General features: G+C 63.2%; 14 protein-coding genes. 8 read left to right on the plus strand and 6 right to left on the minus strand.

Features of this window, described 5'->3' with window-relative positions:
• Positions 1 to 8 precede the first annotated feature (8 nt).
• Positions 9 to 947, plus strand: coding sequence for a GAF domain-containing protein (locus tag K359_RS0114660; protein ID WP_029080030.1), 939 nt, complete (start codon positions 9 to 11; stop codon positions 945 to 947).
• A gap of 793 nt (positions 948 to 1,740) precedes the next feature.
• Here K359_RS0114660 and K359_RS0114665 read toward each other — a convergent pair.
• Positions 1,741 to 2,382 carry a TetR/AcrR family transcriptional regulator gene (locus K359_RS0114665; protein WP_029080031.1) on the minus strand — a complete coding sequence of 214 codons (642 nt, stop codon included), beginning with the start codon at positions 2,380 to 2,382 and terminating at the stop codon, positions 1,741 to 1,743.
• 142 nt (positions 2,383 to 2,524) lie between these two features.
• Between K359_RS0114665 and K359_RS0114670 the strand changes: the two genes are divergently transcribed.
• The 4 genes from K359_RS0114670 (at position 2,525) to K359_RS0114685 (ending at position 6,852) form a co-directional block, all read left to right on the plus strand.
• Positions 2,525 to 3,754: an HlyD family secretion protein gene (locus tag K359_RS0114670; protein WP_029080032.1), complete on the plus strand. Its 1,230-nt coding sequence runs from the start codon at positions 2,525 to 2,527 to the stop codon at positions 3,752 to 3,754.
• Positions 3,751 to 5,244: a DHA2 family efflux MFS transporter permease subunit gene (locus K359_RS0114675; protein WP_029080033.1), complete on the plus strand. Its 1,494-nt coding sequence runs from the start codon at positions 3,751 to 3,753 to the stop codon at positions 5,242 to 5,244. The genes K359_RS0114670 and K359_RS0114675 overlap by 4 nt, the downstream gene beginning before the upstream one ends.
• Positions 5,245 to 5,276: 32 nt before the next feature.
• On the plus strand, positions 5,277 to 6,218 hold the full coding sequence (locus K359_RS0114680; RefSeq protein WP_029080034.1) for an aldo/keto reductase: 942 nt from the start codon (positions 5,277 to 5,279) through the stop codon (positions 6,216 to 6,218).
• Positions 6,219 to 6,387: 169 nt separating this feature from the next.
• Positions 6,388 to 6,852 carry a GNAT family N-acetyltransferase gene (locus K359_RS0114685; RefSeq protein ID WP_029080035.1) on the plus strand — a complete coding sequence of 155 codons (465 nt, stop codon included), beginning with the start codon at positions 6,388 to 6,390 and terminating at the stop codon, positions 6,850 to 6,852.
• A gap of 28 nt (positions 6,853 to 6,880) precedes the next feature.
• On the opposite strand, the gene K359_RS0114690 is transcribed toward K359_RS0114685, so the two are convergent.
• Positions 6,881 to 7,513: an invasion associated locus B family protein gene (locus K359_RS0114690; RefSeq protein ID WP_029080036.1), complete on the minus strand. Its 633-nt coding sequence runs from the start codon at positions 7,511 to 7,513 to the stop codon at positions 6,881 to 6,883.
• 98 nt (positions 7,514 to 7,611) lie between these two features.
• Here K359_RS0114690 and K359_RS65785 point away from each other — a divergent pair, with 98 nt between their 5' ends.
• Complete coding sequence (locus K359_RS65785) at positions 7,612 to 7,734, plus strand: hypothetical protein (protein WP_256375154.1); 123 nt, start codon at positions 7,612 to 7,614, stop codon at positions 7,732 to 7,734.
• A gap of 124 nt (positions 7,735 to 7,858) precedes the next feature.
• Here K359_RS65785 and K359_RS0114700 read toward each other — a convergent pair whose 3' ends face one another.
• A complete protein-coding gene (locus K359_RS0114700; RefSeq protein ID WP_029080037.1) occupies positions 7,859 to 8,845 on the minus strand; it encodes an NADPH:quinone oxidoreductase family protein in 987 nt (328 codons plus the stop codon).
• Position 8,846: 1 nt separating this feature from the next.
• Positions 8,847 to 9,611: a methanethiol S-methyltransferase gene (mddA, locus tag K359_RS0114705; RefSeq protein ID WP_029080038.1), complete on the minus strand. Its 765-nt coding sequence runs from the start codon at positions 9,609 to 9,611 to the stop codon at positions 8,847 to 8,849.
• 97 nt (positions 9,612 to 9,708) lie between these two features.
• On the opposite strand from mddA, the gene K359_RS0114710 reads away from it, so the two are divergent.
• Both K359_RS0114710 and K359_RS0114715 read left to right on the plus strand, forming a co-directional pair.
• Entirely contained in the window at positions 9,709 to 11,244 is a 1,536-nt protein-coding gene (locus tag K359_RS0114710) for an alpha/beta hydrolase (RefSeq protein WP_029080039.1), read from the plus strand.
• A gap of 258 nt (positions 11,245 to 11,502) precedes the next feature.
• Positions 11,503 to 12,537, plus strand: a complete 1,035-nt coding sequence (locus K359_RS0114715; RefSeq protein WP_029080040.1) for an AI-2E family transporter — start codon at positions 11,503 to 11,505, stop codon at positions 12,535 to 12,537.
• Positions 12,538 to 12,627: 90 nt separating this feature from the next.
• Here the strand turns inward: K359_RS0114715 and K359_RS0114720 are convergent, their stop codons facing one another.
• Both K359_RS0114720 and K359_RS0114725 read right to left on the minus strand, forming a co-directional pair.
• A complete protein-coding gene (locus K359_RS0114720; RefSeq protein WP_245284605.1) occupies positions 12,628 to 14,346 on the minus strand; it encodes a metallophosphoesterase in 1,719 nt (572 codons plus the stop codon).
• Positions 14,347 to 14,458: 112 nt separating this feature from the next.
• Positions 14,459 to 15,601: an epoxide hydrolase family protein gene (locus K359_RS0114725; RefSeq protein ID WP_029080042.1), complete on the minus strand. Its 1,143-nt coding sequence runs from the start codon at positions 15,599 to 15,601 to the stop codon at positions 14,459 to 14,461.
• Between the last annotated feature and the right edge of the window lie 171 nt (positions 15,602 to 15,772).

A 15,772-nucleotide genomic window follows, 5' to 3' on the forward strand; every position in this document is an offset into this window, starting at 1 on the left:
TGCGTGCGATGAAGACCTTCATTCGCGTTGTTGAACTGTGGGTGCCCGATAAAACCCGGACGCGGCTGGAATTCGGCGGCAGCCTCCACAGCGGCGAGTTCACGGAGTTCAACGCGGTCAGCGAGAACGCGCTGTTCGCCTATGACGAGGGCCTTCCCGGCAAGGCCTGGGCGAGCGGCCATCCGGTCATCCTGACCGAATTCGCCAACTCCTATTTCAAGCGAACCGACGAGGCGCGCGAGGCCGGCCTGACCTGCGGCGTCGCGCTTCCGGTGTTCGCCGGCGAATTCCTGATGGCGGTGATGGTGCTGCTTTGCGGCGACGACAGGAAGCATGTCGGCGCGATCGAGCTTTGGCACAACGATCCCGACAGATCCCACGAGATGGCGCTGGTCGACGGCTACTACGGCACCGCCGACATGTTCGAGTTCAACTCGCGCCACACCAAATTTCCGCGCGGCTTCGGCCTGCCCGGCCGGACCTGGAAGGCCGGCATGCCGCTGATCATCAAGGAGCTGCACAATGCCAAGGGATTTCTGCGCGGGGAGGAGGCATCCGAGATCGGCATCAATTGCGGCGTCGGCATCCCTTACACGACCGGCGACCAGACCTGGGTGGTGACATTCCTGTCGGCCCAGGCGACGCCGATCGCACGCCGGTTCGAGATCTGGGTGCCGAACGAAGCGCGGTCGGCGCTGCTGTTCGACTCCGGCGATTGCAGCGAGCAGTCCGACCTCGCCACGCTCTACGCGGCAAAGACGATCCGCCGCGGCGAAGGCTCTATCGGCGGTGTATGGGCAACCGGCATGCCCGCGCTCACCGAACATCTGAAGCAGGATCAATCGATTGCGGCCGCACTGGCGCGCGCCTCCGGCATGAACCAGGTGGTCGCGCTGCCGGTGATCGAGAACGCCCGGCTCAAGGCCGTGCTGGCCTGGTATCTTTAGGGGCCGGAAGGGACGTTCGTCATCGCCTGGATATAGCTCCATCACCGTCATCCCGAGGCGCGAGCGGAGCGAACCTCGAAGGATGACGGAATTGGCTTTTTGATTCCACTGTCAAACAGCTTGTTCGGTGTCATCACCCGCGCATGCGGGTGATCCAGTATTCCAGAGACGTCGGTGCTTGAATCGAGAGGCCGCGGCGTACTGGATCGCCCGGTCGAGCCGGGCGATGACAGCTTTGGATGGGCACGCAGCATCGTATTCTCGCGACAAGAATCGTCCGAGTCTTGCATCTCATTCCGCCCTCCCGAACAGAGGGCGCAGGGAAAGCCGGGTGCCGATCGCACCCATGGGCCCCGAGCAAAGGGTAGAAAGCTCGGGGGTAGGACCACAGGTGTAACCGGAGCAGTCCGGCTTTCCCTGCGCGATGGTTTTACGGCTTACTTCGTGCTCTCCCCGGCGAGACTGGGCTTGCTTGTCACCGCCTTCGCAAAACGCGCGTTCGCGTTTGCTAGAGGACACCGGCCACCAGGGCGTCAGGACCAAACGACTTCACCGTCCGCCTCATGCGCACTCGTCAGTCGCGCAATCAGCGTCCACCGCATCCCACACCGCGTTCGTGACGACCGCGAAGCGCCCCTCGATCGGGTGAGACGGGCGGAATTGGACCACCGAGTTGCCCGACGACGGAAGCGCCGATTTGCCCGTCGGGTTGATTTGTCGCAGGGGCCTGATCTCGATCGCTCGTGCAGCGGAGCCGTCCCGGGTACGCAACAAGACGCTCGTGCGACCCCGCTCAGCTTGCCTCGACCGGATTTCGGCAGATCACGCTCACGGCTTTCCGCGCAACCTCCCGCAGTTCGGCGCGACGAGCGCCGGCACGGGCACGGATCGCGATGCTGTGCATCGTGGCTGACGCGAGGATCGCGAGCGCTGCGGGATCGGCGTCAGGTTTGAGTTCTCCCCGCTCGCGCGCGGCAAGAAAGCGCGCTTCGAAGTCAGCGTCGATCGCGCGGAGGCCGCGCGCCACATTGCTCCGGATCGCGGTATCTTCGACCGATTCGACGACGGCGGTCCCGAGCACGAAGCAGCCGCGCGCGCTGCCCCGGCCCGAAAAATAGATCGAAAGGGCCGCATCGTAGGCCAGCACCAATGCCTCGGCCAGCGGGCGGTCCCCCGCCAGCGCCTCGCGCGTAGCCGCCAGGCTGATCTGCCAATAGCGGTCGAGCGCCTCGAGATAGAGGGCGTGCTTGTTGCCGAAAGCCGCGTAAAGGCTCGGCGGATTCATTCCGGTCGCGGCGGCAATGCTGTCCAGCGAGGTGCCGGAGTAACCGGTCCGCCAGAAGGCTTCCGTCGCCTGCTTCAGCGCGGCCTGCGCGTCATAGGCCTTCGGCCGCCCCCGGCGGGCCGGACCTGGCTGGCTGTTTTTTCCTGCCATAGCGTAAAGCACCCTGTTTGCTGCATCTTCCCCATATTTGTATACATCGTTACAAAAATCAACCCGGGAACCCTTGACGTCACCCCACCCCGATCTATTTTGTAATATACGTTATAAAATTAAGTCCGGGAAGGGTTCTGCGATGCGTTTCGTTTTTTCGCTGTTCGGCGGCTGGATGGGCGACCAGAAGGCGTTCCGCGCAAAGTCGGCGTCGACGCAATTGGTAAGCGCTGCGGCGGCAGGTACCGTCGAGGCGCAGTTCGACGGCGAGGTCGGGCGTTCGGCGTCCGACCGAGCGGCCGTGGCGGCCGGCTGGAGCGTCGGGGAGCGGCTGCGGCGGCCGCTGATAGTCGCAGTGCCACTTCTCGCGGCCGCATGGGGCGCCGCCGTGTACTTCGCCGAGGAGCCCTACGTCTCCACCGACAATGCGTTCGTTCGCGCGGCGAAGATGACCGTCAATGCCCGCGTCTCGGGTCAGGCGGTTGAAATCGCCGTTCACGACAATCAGCGCGTCCGCCAGGGCGAGGTCCTGTTCCGGATCGATCCGGAGCCGTATCAGATCGCGGTCGATCAGGCGGAAGCGCGGCTCGGCAGCGCACGCCTCCAGATCGACGCGTTGAAGGCAACCTATCGCCAGCAACAGGCCGAATTGCAGTCAGCCCGGGATACCGCGGCCTTTGACGAGCACGAATACGACCGCAAGAAAGCGCTGGTCAGCTCCGACTTCACGCCGCGCGCGGTCTACGAGCGCGCAGAGACCGATCTTAAAGTCGCCCGCCAGCGCGTCGCATCGATCGAACAGCAAATCGCCAACACCGTGGCGGCGCTGGACGGCGACGCCGACATCACGATCGATCGCCATCCGACGGTTCGTGCAGCCAAGGCCCAGCTCGACCGTGCGAAACTCGATCTCTCCTACGCGACGGTGACGGCACCCGACGACGGCGTCGTGACCAGGGTCGACGACCTGCAGATCGGCGGTTTCGTCAATTCCGGCGCACCGGTGTTTTCGCTGCTGTCGAGCCGGCACGTCTGGATCGAGGCGAACTTTCGCGAAACGAGCCTGACCCACATGCGCCCGGGCCAGCAGGCGACGATCGACGTCGATACCTATCCGGATCGCACCTTCAAGGCGCACATCGTCAGCATGAGCCCGGGTACCGGTTCGGATTTCTCGGTGCTGCCGCCTGAAAACGCGACCGGCAATTGGGTCAAGGTCGTGCAACGCCTCCCGGTTCGCCTCGAGCTCGACGACGTCGATCCGAACCGGCCGCTCTATTCCGGCATCAGCGTGACGGCGCGGGTTGACACCGGCTATCGCCGCGCCTGGCACCATCCACTCCAACTTGCCAACGCGACGGAGGCAAAATGAGCACCGCCCTCCCGTCTGCCGCGGACGAGGACCATCGCGCGCTCTCGCTGGCGGCGCTCACAGCGACCTACATGCAGGCCGTTAACATCTCCCTGCCGAATGCCGCCCTACCCCATATCCAGGGTGCCCTATCGATGGCCACCGACGAGGTCGGCTGGGTGTTCTCCTCCTATATCGCCGCGAGCGCCGTGGTAATGTCGGTGGCGAACTGGCTCGCCGGGCGATATGGCAGAAAGACCGTCTATCTAATCTCGCTCGCCGTCTTCGCGCTCGGGCTCCTGCTTGATACGATAGCGACGACTTCGGTGCAGTTCGTGCTCGCCAGGATCCTCCAGGGTGCGGCGAGCGGGCCGCTCGCCCCTCTCTCGCTGGCGATGCTGCTTGAGACACGGCCGCCGACGCAGCACGCCCGGATCAACCTGATGTGGTCGTTGTGCTTCCTGGTCGGGATCAGCAGCGGGCCAGGAATCGGCGGCTGGCTCAGCGAATATTACGGCTGGCGATCGATCTTCTATGTCAGCCTGCCGGTGACCGCCTTCATCTTTCTGGCGACGGCGCTGTTGCTCCGCGAGAAGCGGGCCGAGCGCTTCAAGCCCTTTGATTTCTTCGGCCTCGCGACCTTCTCCCTCGGCATGATCGGTCTGCAAATGATTCTCGACCGCAGTGAGCGCCTGGAATGGTTCGCCTCAACGGAGATCTGGATCGAAGCAGGGGCTTCGGTGCTGGGATTTTATCTTTTTATCGTGCACGTGCTGACGACGAAGGCGCATTTTCTCCGTACGGCGCTGTTCAAGGACCGCAACCTCGTGCTCTCGGCGGTGATTTCGTTTGCGCTTGGCTTCGTGCTGCTGCCGACCCTGGCCTTGACCTCCCCGATGCTGGAGGAATTGCTCAACTATCCGGTCGACACCACCGGCTTCATGACCATCCCCCGCGGCGTGACGCTGGTGGGGACAGTCGTGATGACGAGCCTGGTTCCGGCCCAGATCGACTACCGACCGTTCATGCTCGGTGGAATGGCTCTAGTCGTCTATGCCAATTGGATGATGCTCGGCTATTCGCCCGCGATGGACTGGCGAGCGGTGGTCCAGACCGGCGTTCTCCAGGGTGCCGGGCTCGGTATGCTGATTTCGGCGCTCGGCAAGGCGGCGTTCGGCACACTCGATCCGAAGCTGCGCCCGGAAGGCAGCGCATTGCTCAACCTGTCGCGGCTCTATGGCAGCACAATCGGCATCGCAGTGGTTCAGATCTTCTTCTACAACAACACGCAAGCCATGCATGCCGCGCTCGCGAGAGACCTTGCGCCGTATCGGGCCGCTGCGCATGTCGCAGGCTCAATCACGGCGCCAGGTCTTGCCGCGCTCAACGGACTGGTGACCCAGCAAGCCGCCGTGGTCGCGGTGATCGGCCAGTTCGAGATCTTGATGTTCGCCATGTTGGTTGTCAGTCCGCTGGTGCTGTTCCTCCGGAAACCACGACCGGCCAACTGATCCCGTGCTACATCAAAAGAAGGAGTATAAGCATGACAACGTCCAGTACGCTCCGCGATACCCGGATTCCCCTCAACCACGGCGCTGGCGCGATTCCGGCGGTCGGGTTTGGCACCCTGATCCCGGATCCTCTCGCAACCATGCAAGCAACGAAGACCGCACTGGAGGCCGGATTCCGACATCTCGATGCAGCGGAACGCTACCGCAATGAAACAGCGGTCGGCGACGCGATACAGGACGCCTTGAAGGCCGGGACGATTCGGCGCGAGGAACTGTTCGTCACCACAAAGCTATGGAACACCAATCACCGCCCGGAGCGGGTCAAGCCTGCCTTCGATGCCAGCCGGCAGCGATTGCAACTCGACGATATTGATTGCTATCTGATCCACACACCCTTTGCCTTTCAGCCCGGCGACGAGCAGGACCCAAGGGACGAGCACGGCCAGGTGATCTACGATCGTGGTGTGACGCTGGTGGAGACGTGGCAGGCGATGGAACGCCTGGTGGACGATGGCCACTGCAAGGCGATCGGCCTCTCTGATATCACGCTGGAGAAGCTGCGCGAGATCGTTGCCGTCGCGCGGATCAAGCCTGCCGTGGTGCAGGTCGAGTCGCACCCTTATCTTCCCGAATGGGAGCTGCTCGAATTCTGCCGGCAGAACGGCATCGTGCTGCTGGCATTTGCCGCGTTGGGACATGCCCTGAAGCCAAACGTGCTGGAGGATGCGGTCATTGCCGACATCGCGCGCCGCGTGCACAAGACGCCGGCGCAGGTTGCCCTCGCCTGGGCCGTGCAGCGCGGCACCGCTTTCCTGACCACCTCGACCAATCCTCAGCGCATCCGAGAGAATTTTGATATTTCGGCGTTGCCCGAAGATGCCTTGCAGGAAATCCGCGACCGCATCACGACAAACGTGCGGTTCAACTCGGTGGTGCAAACCGGCGTGCCCGGATTCATTCCCGGATCGCGCTGAACCGGATTCGACGTAGTTGTGAAACTCGGCCGCTGACGTTCGTGCGGACCATGGCAAGGTTCGTCGAGCCCAATCGCTCTGCATCTTGCCAAAAGCCGGTGGATTGCGCCATTGCCAACCCTCCTCGCGTGATTTGCCTGCGGGGCGCGTTTTCAACTAAGGTCGCCGGATGGACATGCTCGTCAAGCTCTATGCCTTGCCCGATTCCCGGCCCGCCTACGATCGATTGCTTAAGGCCGGAATTGTGATGCGCCGTGCGCTTGCACCCGAAAAGCACGAGGTCGTGGCCTGGGTGCGGGAGACATTCAGCGAGGCTTGGGCCAGCGAAACCGAGGTCGCGTTCAGCCGCCTGCCGGTGTCCTGCTTCATCGCGATCCAGCAAAAGAAGATCGTGGGATTTGCCTGCCACGACGCGGCCTGTCGCAACTTCTTCGGTCCGACCGGTGTCGCGCCCAAGGCGCAGCAGGGCGGAATCGGCAAAGCGCTGCTGTTCGCCTGTCTCGAGGACATGAAACACCAGGGCTTCGGCTACGCCATCATCGGTGGCGTCGGTCCGGCGGAATTCTATGCGAAAGCCGTCGGCGCGGTGGCCATCGAAGGCTCTGCGCCCGGGATCTATCGGGGATTGCTATAGCTGCGCCGGCGCGCAGCGCGCGTGTCGATCAGGTCCCCAGCTGAATGGTGCGCTCCAGCGCCGCGCCGAAGCCGTTGAGGGGGACATTGAAGACGACAGCCTGCCCGCCATTGATGTTCTGAGCGGCAATTGTGAGCGTCTTGGCCTTGCTGATGGTGTCGGTAACAGCTGTTGGAAATGATACCGGAAGCAAACAGCCTTGCGCCGTGCATGTGGAGAAGCGCGTCTGCTCCAGATCCCTGCCGTCAAGCTTGACGACGGCCCCGGTGTCGAGCGTCAGCCCAAACGGCATCAATATGTTGCCTTCCGCCTTTCCGTCCCTGGGAATCAGTTCGATGGCGAAGATTTGCTGGTTGGTCTCCTTGGAGAGTTGTGTCTGACCAAGGGTGCACAGCTTTGCACCGCCGTCGAGCAGGCATTTGACGATCCAGTCTCCATAAGTCTCGCTGATCGCGGAAGCGCCCTTGGGAAGCTGGACGGGGCGGACCACGCCATCCGCCGCGGAGGTCTGGCTCCGCGTCTCGATCGGAACGGAGACGGTGCCCCCGCTGGCATCCGATTTATCGGCAGTTCGGGCGGCTTGCGCCGAACCGATGCCGGCAATGACGACGAGAGCGACGACCGCCCGAAGACGCCTGTCCGCTGCGCTTACTCTCACCATGCATTCGCTCCAGCACGATACATCTCGAAACCGATTCCGGCTCTACGTGGGCATATTTCCCACGTAGATGTGCTACGTGTACTTGGAGAACCGCAGACATGCAAGAGATTATCGCCGCCAGTGTGATCGTCGCGATCGTTGCATTCTGCGGCTGGTATTTTTGGGCGATTGCTCGTGAAGCCAGGACCTCGAACAAGCAACAGCGGAAGCCGCAGCGCTGACCGGCGATCCGCACCGCGCGGCGCACAGCCCGGATGGGGGAGCGAAGCGATACCCGTCGTTCCCACCTCCGATGCGACCTGGTGGCTAGCGCTGCGCGTTCTGCGAAGTTCGCGCTGAGATCGGTCAAAGGTCTTGTCTGACCTGCAGCACAATTCGCCCCATCGCGCGCCGGTTCGCAACCAGGCTCATCGCCTCACCGGCACACTGGAGCGGAAGCACCCGGTCAACCTGCGGACGCAGCTTGCCCTCGCCGACCCATGCCATGACGGCTTCCGTCGCGCGGGCCGCTTGTTCCGGACAACGCTCCATCCAGGCGCCGACAAAGACGCCGACCACCGAATAGTTCTTGAGCAGAGGCAGATTCATCGCGAGCGACGGGATTTCGCCGCTGGTGAATCCGATTGGGAGCAGCCGACCGTTCCAGCCCATAAACCTTGCAAGGGTGGCGAACAGCGCACCGCCGACATTGTCGACGCAAATGTCGAGGCCCTTGTCCCCCGCAAGAGCCTTCACACGTTCACGCACGTCTTCGCGCGAATGGTCGACGATCTCGGCAGCGCCATGCGCGCGCACCGTGGCCGCCTTCGCAGCACTGCCCACGACGGCAATGACCCGCGCGCCCATCAAATGCGCCATCTCGACGCAGGCGAGACCGACTCCGCCGGCAGCGCCCGTCACGAGCACCGTCTCGCCCGCCTGCAGGCGCGCCCGCTCAATCAGGGCGTACCAGGCCGTGAGATAGGTGTGCAGCACTGTTGACCCCACGGTGAAATCAACGTTGGCCGGCAGCAATGCGACGCTGCTCTCCCTGGCAACCATCCGCTCCGCAAATGCACCGAACCAGTTTCCGCAACTGACACGGTCGCCGGGCCGGAAGCGCGTGACCCGGTCACCACAAGCCAGCACGATTCCGGCAGCGTCCGTGCCGGGGACGTAGGGAAGCGCCGGCCGCATCTGATAACCGCCGCAACTCATCAGATAGTCCATGTAGCTGACGGACGCGGCATGGACATCGACGAGAACCTCGTTTGCTGCCGGGCGCGGTTCGGCGATCTCGGTGAAGCTCAGGTCTTCGATACCTTTGAAGGCCTTGCAAACAATAGCGCGCATATCAGCCTCCGTGGCGGGTTTCTGGAGCGATCGGGGCACCGCCAGGAAGACGCGGCAGCAGCATCGGAACGCGTTGGCGATACTGCTCGTAGCTGGCGCCGAACGTTGCAACCAGGTCCCGTTCCTCGAGCCTGACGCCAATAAGGATGTAGCCGGTGGTCGCGACGGCAAACAACAGATGCCCGGCGGTCATGTGCGGCGTCGCCCAGAAAGCAAGCAGCAGACCCAGCATCAGCGGGTGACGGACCAGCCGGTACAACAGCGGCGACTTGAACGCTGGCATGCAATCGGCTGCTCCGCGCAGCGCGTCGACGACCTGGCGCAATCCAAACAGCTCGAAATGGTCGATCTGGAAGGTCGACATCAGCGCGATCACCCAGCCCATCCAGAAGATTGATGTCAGCATTACTTCCGGCCAGCCCTCGACGCGCCAGACTGTCGCGACGATCGGGCGCCACTGCCAGAAGATCAGGATCAACAGAAAGCTAGAGATCAGCACATAGGTGCTGCGCTCACATGAAGCCGGGACGATGCGCGTCCACCAGCGCTTGAAGCCCTGACGCGCCATGACGCTGTGCTGGATCGCGAATATCCCGAGCAAAATCGCGTCGATCGCGAGCGCCTGCGCTAACCCGCTTTCCGGTCCGACATCGATCGTCTCCGGGACAAGAAAATTGCCGATAAAGGCCGACGCATAGGCAAATGAAATCGAGAAGACGAGGTAGCTCGCGAGCCCATAGATGAGGGCAACGGCGCGTCCGGTCATGACGTTTCTCCAGAAGGTGGCGGCGCAATGCCCCCGGTGCTAGCATCGCGGCGTCCCCTGAGCGTCCCCGGACGCCTTCATCGAAGATCGCATCGGTATGGCTTCGTTCAGCGTTCGGACGCTCGGATTTCCGGAGGTTCGTTGTGATGACCGCCTGCGCCCGTTGGCGCTGCGCAAGGGACTTGCACTGCTGGTCTATCTGGCTGAGGCGAGAGGCCCGGTCGGACGCGATGCGATTGCGACCATGTTGTGGCCGGAAAGCCCCGCCGAGGTGGTAAGAGCCCGGCTGCGTCGGCTGTTGCATCGCCTGCAGCTCACGCTCGGCGATGTCATCGCATCCGACAGATCCACAGTTCGATTATCGGCGGGGATCAAACTGGATATCGATTCACGCCTGTTTGAACAGGCTTGTGATCGCGGCGAGTTCGAGCGCGCCTGCGGTCTCTATCAAGCCGATTTCCTCGACGGCTTCTCGCCCGGCGATTGTCCTCAATTCGACGAATGGGCGTTCTTTCGAAGGGAGGCCTTGCGCGGCCGCGCGATCCAGGCGCTCGAGCGAGTTGTGCAGGAGAAGCACGCGGCGGGCGACTACGCCTCCGCCGCCGCGCATGCCGGCCGTCTGGTGGCACTCGATCCGCTCAGCGAAATCTATTCCCGTCACTTCATCCGCAATCTCCTCCTGAGCGGCGATCGGGCCGCGGCCGAGCGCCAGCTCAAGGCGCTGACGCAGCGTCTGCGCAACGAACTCGACGTGGCGCCCGAAGCCGAGACCAACGCGCTGCTCGAGGCCGGCGCCGCGGAACCGCCGACGACGCAATATATCAGCGGAGGCAACGTGCATCTCGCATTCCAGACCTATGGCAAAGGGCCTACCGACGTTCTGATGCTGCCCGGCTTCGTGTCTCATGTCGAACGGGTCTGGGAGGACGCAAGGTGCCGAGCCTTCCTTTCCTCGCTTGCGGCGATGGGCCGTCTCGTCCTGCTTGATCGCCGTGGCGTCGGCCTGTCTGACCGGGTCGGGTTCACCCCCAACGCCGAGGCAACTGCGCAGGACATTCGCACCGTGCTTGATGCCACAGGCTCGCGCCGGGTCGTGCTGTTCGGCGCATCCGAAGGCGGACCGGCCTGCATCAGGTTCGCCGCCGATCATCCCGACCGCGTCGCCGGACTGATCCTGTTCGCTTCGCTCGCGAAGGGAAGTGCCGCGCCCGACTATCCGCATGCGTTGCACGCCGAGCAGTATGATGCGTGGCTGCAGCAGCTCGTTTCGGCCTGGGGCGGCCCTGCCGGCATCGAAACTTTTGCGCCAAGTCTGGCCGGCGATGCCAAGGCGAGGGCCTGGTGGGCCGGCCTGCTTCGTGCGGCCTCAAGCCCTGGCGCCATCAGGGGCGTGCTGGAGACGCTGCGCGACACGGATGTGCGACATCTTCTGGGGCGGGTTACCGTTCCGACCCTGGTGCTGCACCGCCGCGGCGACCGAGCCGTCCGCATCGGTGCCGGGAGACATCTCGCCGACAACATCCCACACGCGCGATTCGTCGAGCTCGACGGCGCCGACCACTGGGCTTTCGCCGGCGATCGGCAAGCGGTGCTTGACAGCGTCAGGCAGTTCGTCGGCGACCTCGCGGAGTAGTGTTGTCAGGGCAGCCGCAGCGCTGACCGGCGATCCGCACCGCGCGCAGACGGTTGAATGTTTGATCTTCCCTTCTGATTTCAATTGCACACGCCTGGCGATCGCGGCCGTCTTGCGCATCTGGCAGCATATGTTGGAACATGGCACACTTGCGATGGGTCGTACCTCTCGCGAGGTCTCCGTCAGCTTGACGGAGGCACCGGTCTGGTCGCACCGCGAGACAGACTGACAATCTTTGTGTTCTGGGAGAATCCAGAGATGGGTGGCGGGTTGAAGATCACGACCGGCATCATCGCCGCGGTGCTGGTCACTGCGGCGGTGGCCCAGGCGCGCAGTGTGCTCGCCCCGCTTGCGGCCGCCCTGTTCATCATTGCGATCGTCTGGCCCGTTCAGGAACGGCTTCAGTCGTGGCTGCCGAAACTCCTCGCGCTTGCCATTACCGTCGTTGTTACGGCAGCAACCTGCGTCGCGTTTGCCTCGCTGGCGGCATGGGGATTCGGCCGCGTCGGGCGCAATTTGATGGCGGACGCGGCGCGGTATCAGGCCTTCTACGACGCCGCAGTGATCTGGCTGGACGGCCACGGCGTCTCATTCGCCGGCCTTTGGGCGGAGCATTTCAATGTCGGCTGGCTGCTGCGCACCACGCAGTATGTCACGGGCCGCATCAACACCACGTTGAGTTTCTGGCTCATCGCGCTGGTCTATGTCGTGCTGGGACTTCTCGAGGTCGAGGACGCTGGTCGACGAATTGGGCGGCTGGAGAATCGCACGGCTGCGCGCATCTTGCTCAAGGGCAGCAAAGCCACGGCTGCGAAGTTCCGCAAATATATGCTGGTGCGGACGCAAATGAGCGCGGTCACGGGTCTGCTGGTCGGCCTGTTCGCTGCCGTGACCGGACTGCCATTCGCGTTCGAATGGGGCGTGATCGCCTTTGTCCTCAACTACATTCCTTTCATCGGCCCTTTCATCGCGACGCTGTTCCCCACCCTGCTGGCCATGACGCAGTTCGACAGTTGGCCCTCGGTGTTTGGTGTGTTCGCCTGTCTCAACGTCATCCAGTTCGTGGTCGGCAGCTATGTCGAACCCCGGGTGGCCGGCTCGACGTTGTCGATCTCGCCGTTCCTGGTTCTGTTTGCGATCTTCTTCTGGAGCTCGCTTTGGGGCCTGTTCGGGACCTTCATCGGCGTGCCGATCACGCTCGCTATTCTGACCTTCTGCGCCGAGTATCCCCCGGCCGCCTGGATCGCCGATCTCTTCGGCGGATCAGACGAAGACAAGCCGAAAACGGCCTAGAGCCGTTCCGATAGAATCGGAACGACTCTAGATTCTTGTTATGACGCGTTTTCTTCACGCGAACCGGTATCCACTTCGCTCGAAAACGCTCTAGCCTTTGGAAATCTCCACCCGCTCGGGCTCGGCGAGGCAGAGCTTCCGGTCCGGCCCGACCATCATTCTGTGGATATAGAAATAGCTGACTGCATCATCGGCCCCCATCACCGGCGACGGGGCCGAGACGATCTTCGACGCACCACATGTACCGATCCAATCGATATGACGGTGACCGTGCATCACAACCGAGCGATCGGAAAACCTTTGCAACCTGCGCACAAACCAACTGCCGTTGATCAACGCCGTCCCAATGCGCTCGGCGAACGTCTTCACCGGCATGGGATATTCCATCAGGTGATGGTGTAGCGCGATGGTCCAGTACGCCGTCGGGAAATGACGGATCGCAGCCTCCAATCGCCGCGTTTGCGCCTCCGACACCAAACCGAGCGCGTTGGTGAAGGAGAAGTGAGTTTCGGCGTTGGAGTTGAGAACGGCGATCCCGAGGCCGCCGTCCCCGTCCGGCGGCACGATCATTGGAAACTGATCATCGAACAGGCCGCGGAGCGCCGCTGCGCGGCGCACGCCCCCGTGCTGCGCAAATTGCGTTATCCGATCATGGGATGGCGCCAGCGCCTGGTTCAGCGTCGCCGATGGCTTGCCGGAACCATCGATGACGCGCACGCGATCACCCTGGACGGCCGCGATTGCCGATAGCGTACGCATCTGCCGCAGCCGCTTGCTTGGGCTAAACGGCAGGTCGAGGCGCGCGGGATTGGCGCGATCCACGACGTTAACGTCATGATTCCCCGGAAGCATGATGATGCGTGCGGCAAGGTCCGGATGACCTGCCAATGCATCAAGAAATTCCGCCCATTCGCCGGGCCGGCCGGCATCCGTCATATCGCCGCTGATCAACACATGGTCGAGCGGATCAGCGGCGTGAATTTCGGCAAGCTGAGCCAGCACGCGATTGAAGCGTTCGTTTCCCCGCGGACCGGCCGTCCCGCTTTCGATGCGGAAGCCGTATCGCTCGCTGACCACGTGAAGATCGGACAGATGCGCAACGCGCCAGACACGCCCTCCTGACGGCGTCGCGTCAAACCCGGCAAGGTCGGCCGGTTGATCCATGCTGGCATCGGCCACACTCCAGACCAGTGATGCGACCGCAAGATAGCAGGACACCAGCACCACGGCGTTCGCGAACGTCGGCACCACAAGATGATGGATCAGAACAAAGTCATTGATGGTCGCTTTCCATTGCGAGGCAGGCCAAGCCAGGACCGCGATCAATGCCGCACCTGCCGAGAGCAGCAGGCCAGCGCCGACTGAGCAACTGCGGCGCAGCCGCATGCGAGAGGCAGGAGTTGCGCCGGTGCGCCAGAACAGCTCGGCCAGATGGCCCAGCGCCTCGCGCGCGAACGCGTAACTCGGCTGGACCGCGAGCGCGTTAAGTGACCAGAAGCTGGTTTCGGCGATTTGAAACAGCGGTCGCCCGCCGAGCCATCCTAACGCCGCGATCAAAATGAGCGCCAACACGGCGCCCGCTTCGGACAGTGCAAGAACGTGTTGGGAAAGGCCCGAAATCCAGGCGGACGCGACCAGCGGCGCAAGGCCGAGCAGCACGCCCGGAAGCAGAAGCGAAACCGTCCAGGCGAATAACAGCTTCGCCGGGCTGATCTCAACGAGAAGGCTGCCCACGATCGCGAACAACGAACGCTGTTCGGGACTGGCGGCATCGTCCTCAAAGTCACCGTCGCGGGGGTCAAGCAGCACGCTGACGTCCCTCCGTAGGATTGGTGGAGCGCAGCGATACCCATCAACTCAGATCCGCGGCGCGAAGATGGGTATCGCTGCGCTCCACCCATCCTACACGGCTAGCCTATCGTCAGCGCAGTTTCCTGAAAAACTCCCGGACCTCACCGACAAACAGTTCAGGCTGCTCGAACGCCGAGAAATGCCCACCCTTCGGCATCTCGCTCCAGTGCTGGATGTTGGTGAAGCTCGTCTCCATCCATTTGCGGACCGGCGTAACGATCTCCTTGGGGAACACCGCAACGCCGGTCGGCACGGTCACCTTGTGCAGGGTTCGCTTGCCCGGCCCAAAGCTTTCCCAGTAGAGCCGGGCCGACGAAGCGGCCGTCGCGGTGACCCAGTACAGCATCACGTTGTCGAGCATCTCGTCGCGGCTGAGGATGTTCTCCGGATGCCCGTCGCAGTCGGTCCAGGCCCAGAATTTTTCCAGGATCCAGGCCGCCTGCCCGCTCGGCGAATCCGTCAGGCCATAGCCAAGCGTCTGCGGCCGGGTGGACTGCTGTTTGGAATAGCCGGAATCCCAGTCGGCATAATATTTGATGCCGTTGAGCGCGCGGGTCTCCTCCGGCGTCGGCTGGCCCTCGACATTGGGCCGCGTCGACATCGCGAGCGTGATGTGGATGCCGGCGCAGTGTGCCGCGTCCTGACCGCCGACCGCGGTCGTGACCGCGGAGCCCCAATCGCCGCCTTGCGCGAAGTATTTGGTGTAGCCGAGCCGTTCCATCAGGACGGCCCAGGCCCTGGCGATCCGGTCGACGCCCCAGCCTGTCGTGGCCGGCTTGGCGGAGAAGCCGAAGCCCGGCAATGACGGGCACACCACGTGGAAGGCATCGGCCGCGCTGCCGCCATGCGCGGTCGGATCGGTCAGTGGCTCGATCACCTTGTGGAATTCGACCACCGAACCCGGCCAGCCATGGGTGATGATCAGCGGCCTTGCCTCCGGATGCTTTGAGCGGGCATGTATGAAGTGGATGTCGAGCCCGTCGATTTCGGTCGTGAACTGGCTGAAGCGGTTGAGCCGCGCCTCGCGCTGCCGCCAATCATAGGTCTCGGCCCAGTAATGGCAGACGTCCTTGATCCATTGCAGCGGCGCGCCCTGGCTCCAATCGTCGACCAGTTCGGCCTCCGGCCAGCGGGTCCGGCGCAGCCGGGCGCGCAGATCCTCGAGGACGTCGTCGCTGACGGCAATGCGAAACGGGCTGATGGCGGTCGTCATGGCGTCTCCCCGGGATGTAGACCTTTCTGGGGAAGATAGCGCGCGCGGGTCGCCGATCAAACCCGCGCCGCGCCATTTACTGCGACCCTGGCCGTCCTCTGCACGAACCCTGCACGACAAACCGCGAATTCTGCACGACAAAATCCATCATCGGCCTCGCCATGTTGTTAA

The sequence above is a fragment of the Bradyrhizobium sp. th-b2 genome, from assembly GCF_000426785.1.
In the GTDB taxonomy this organism is placed as follows: domain Bacteria; phylum Pseudomonadota; class Alphaproteobacteria; order Rhizobiales; family Xanthobacteraceae; genus Bradyrhizobium; species Bradyrhizobium septentrionale.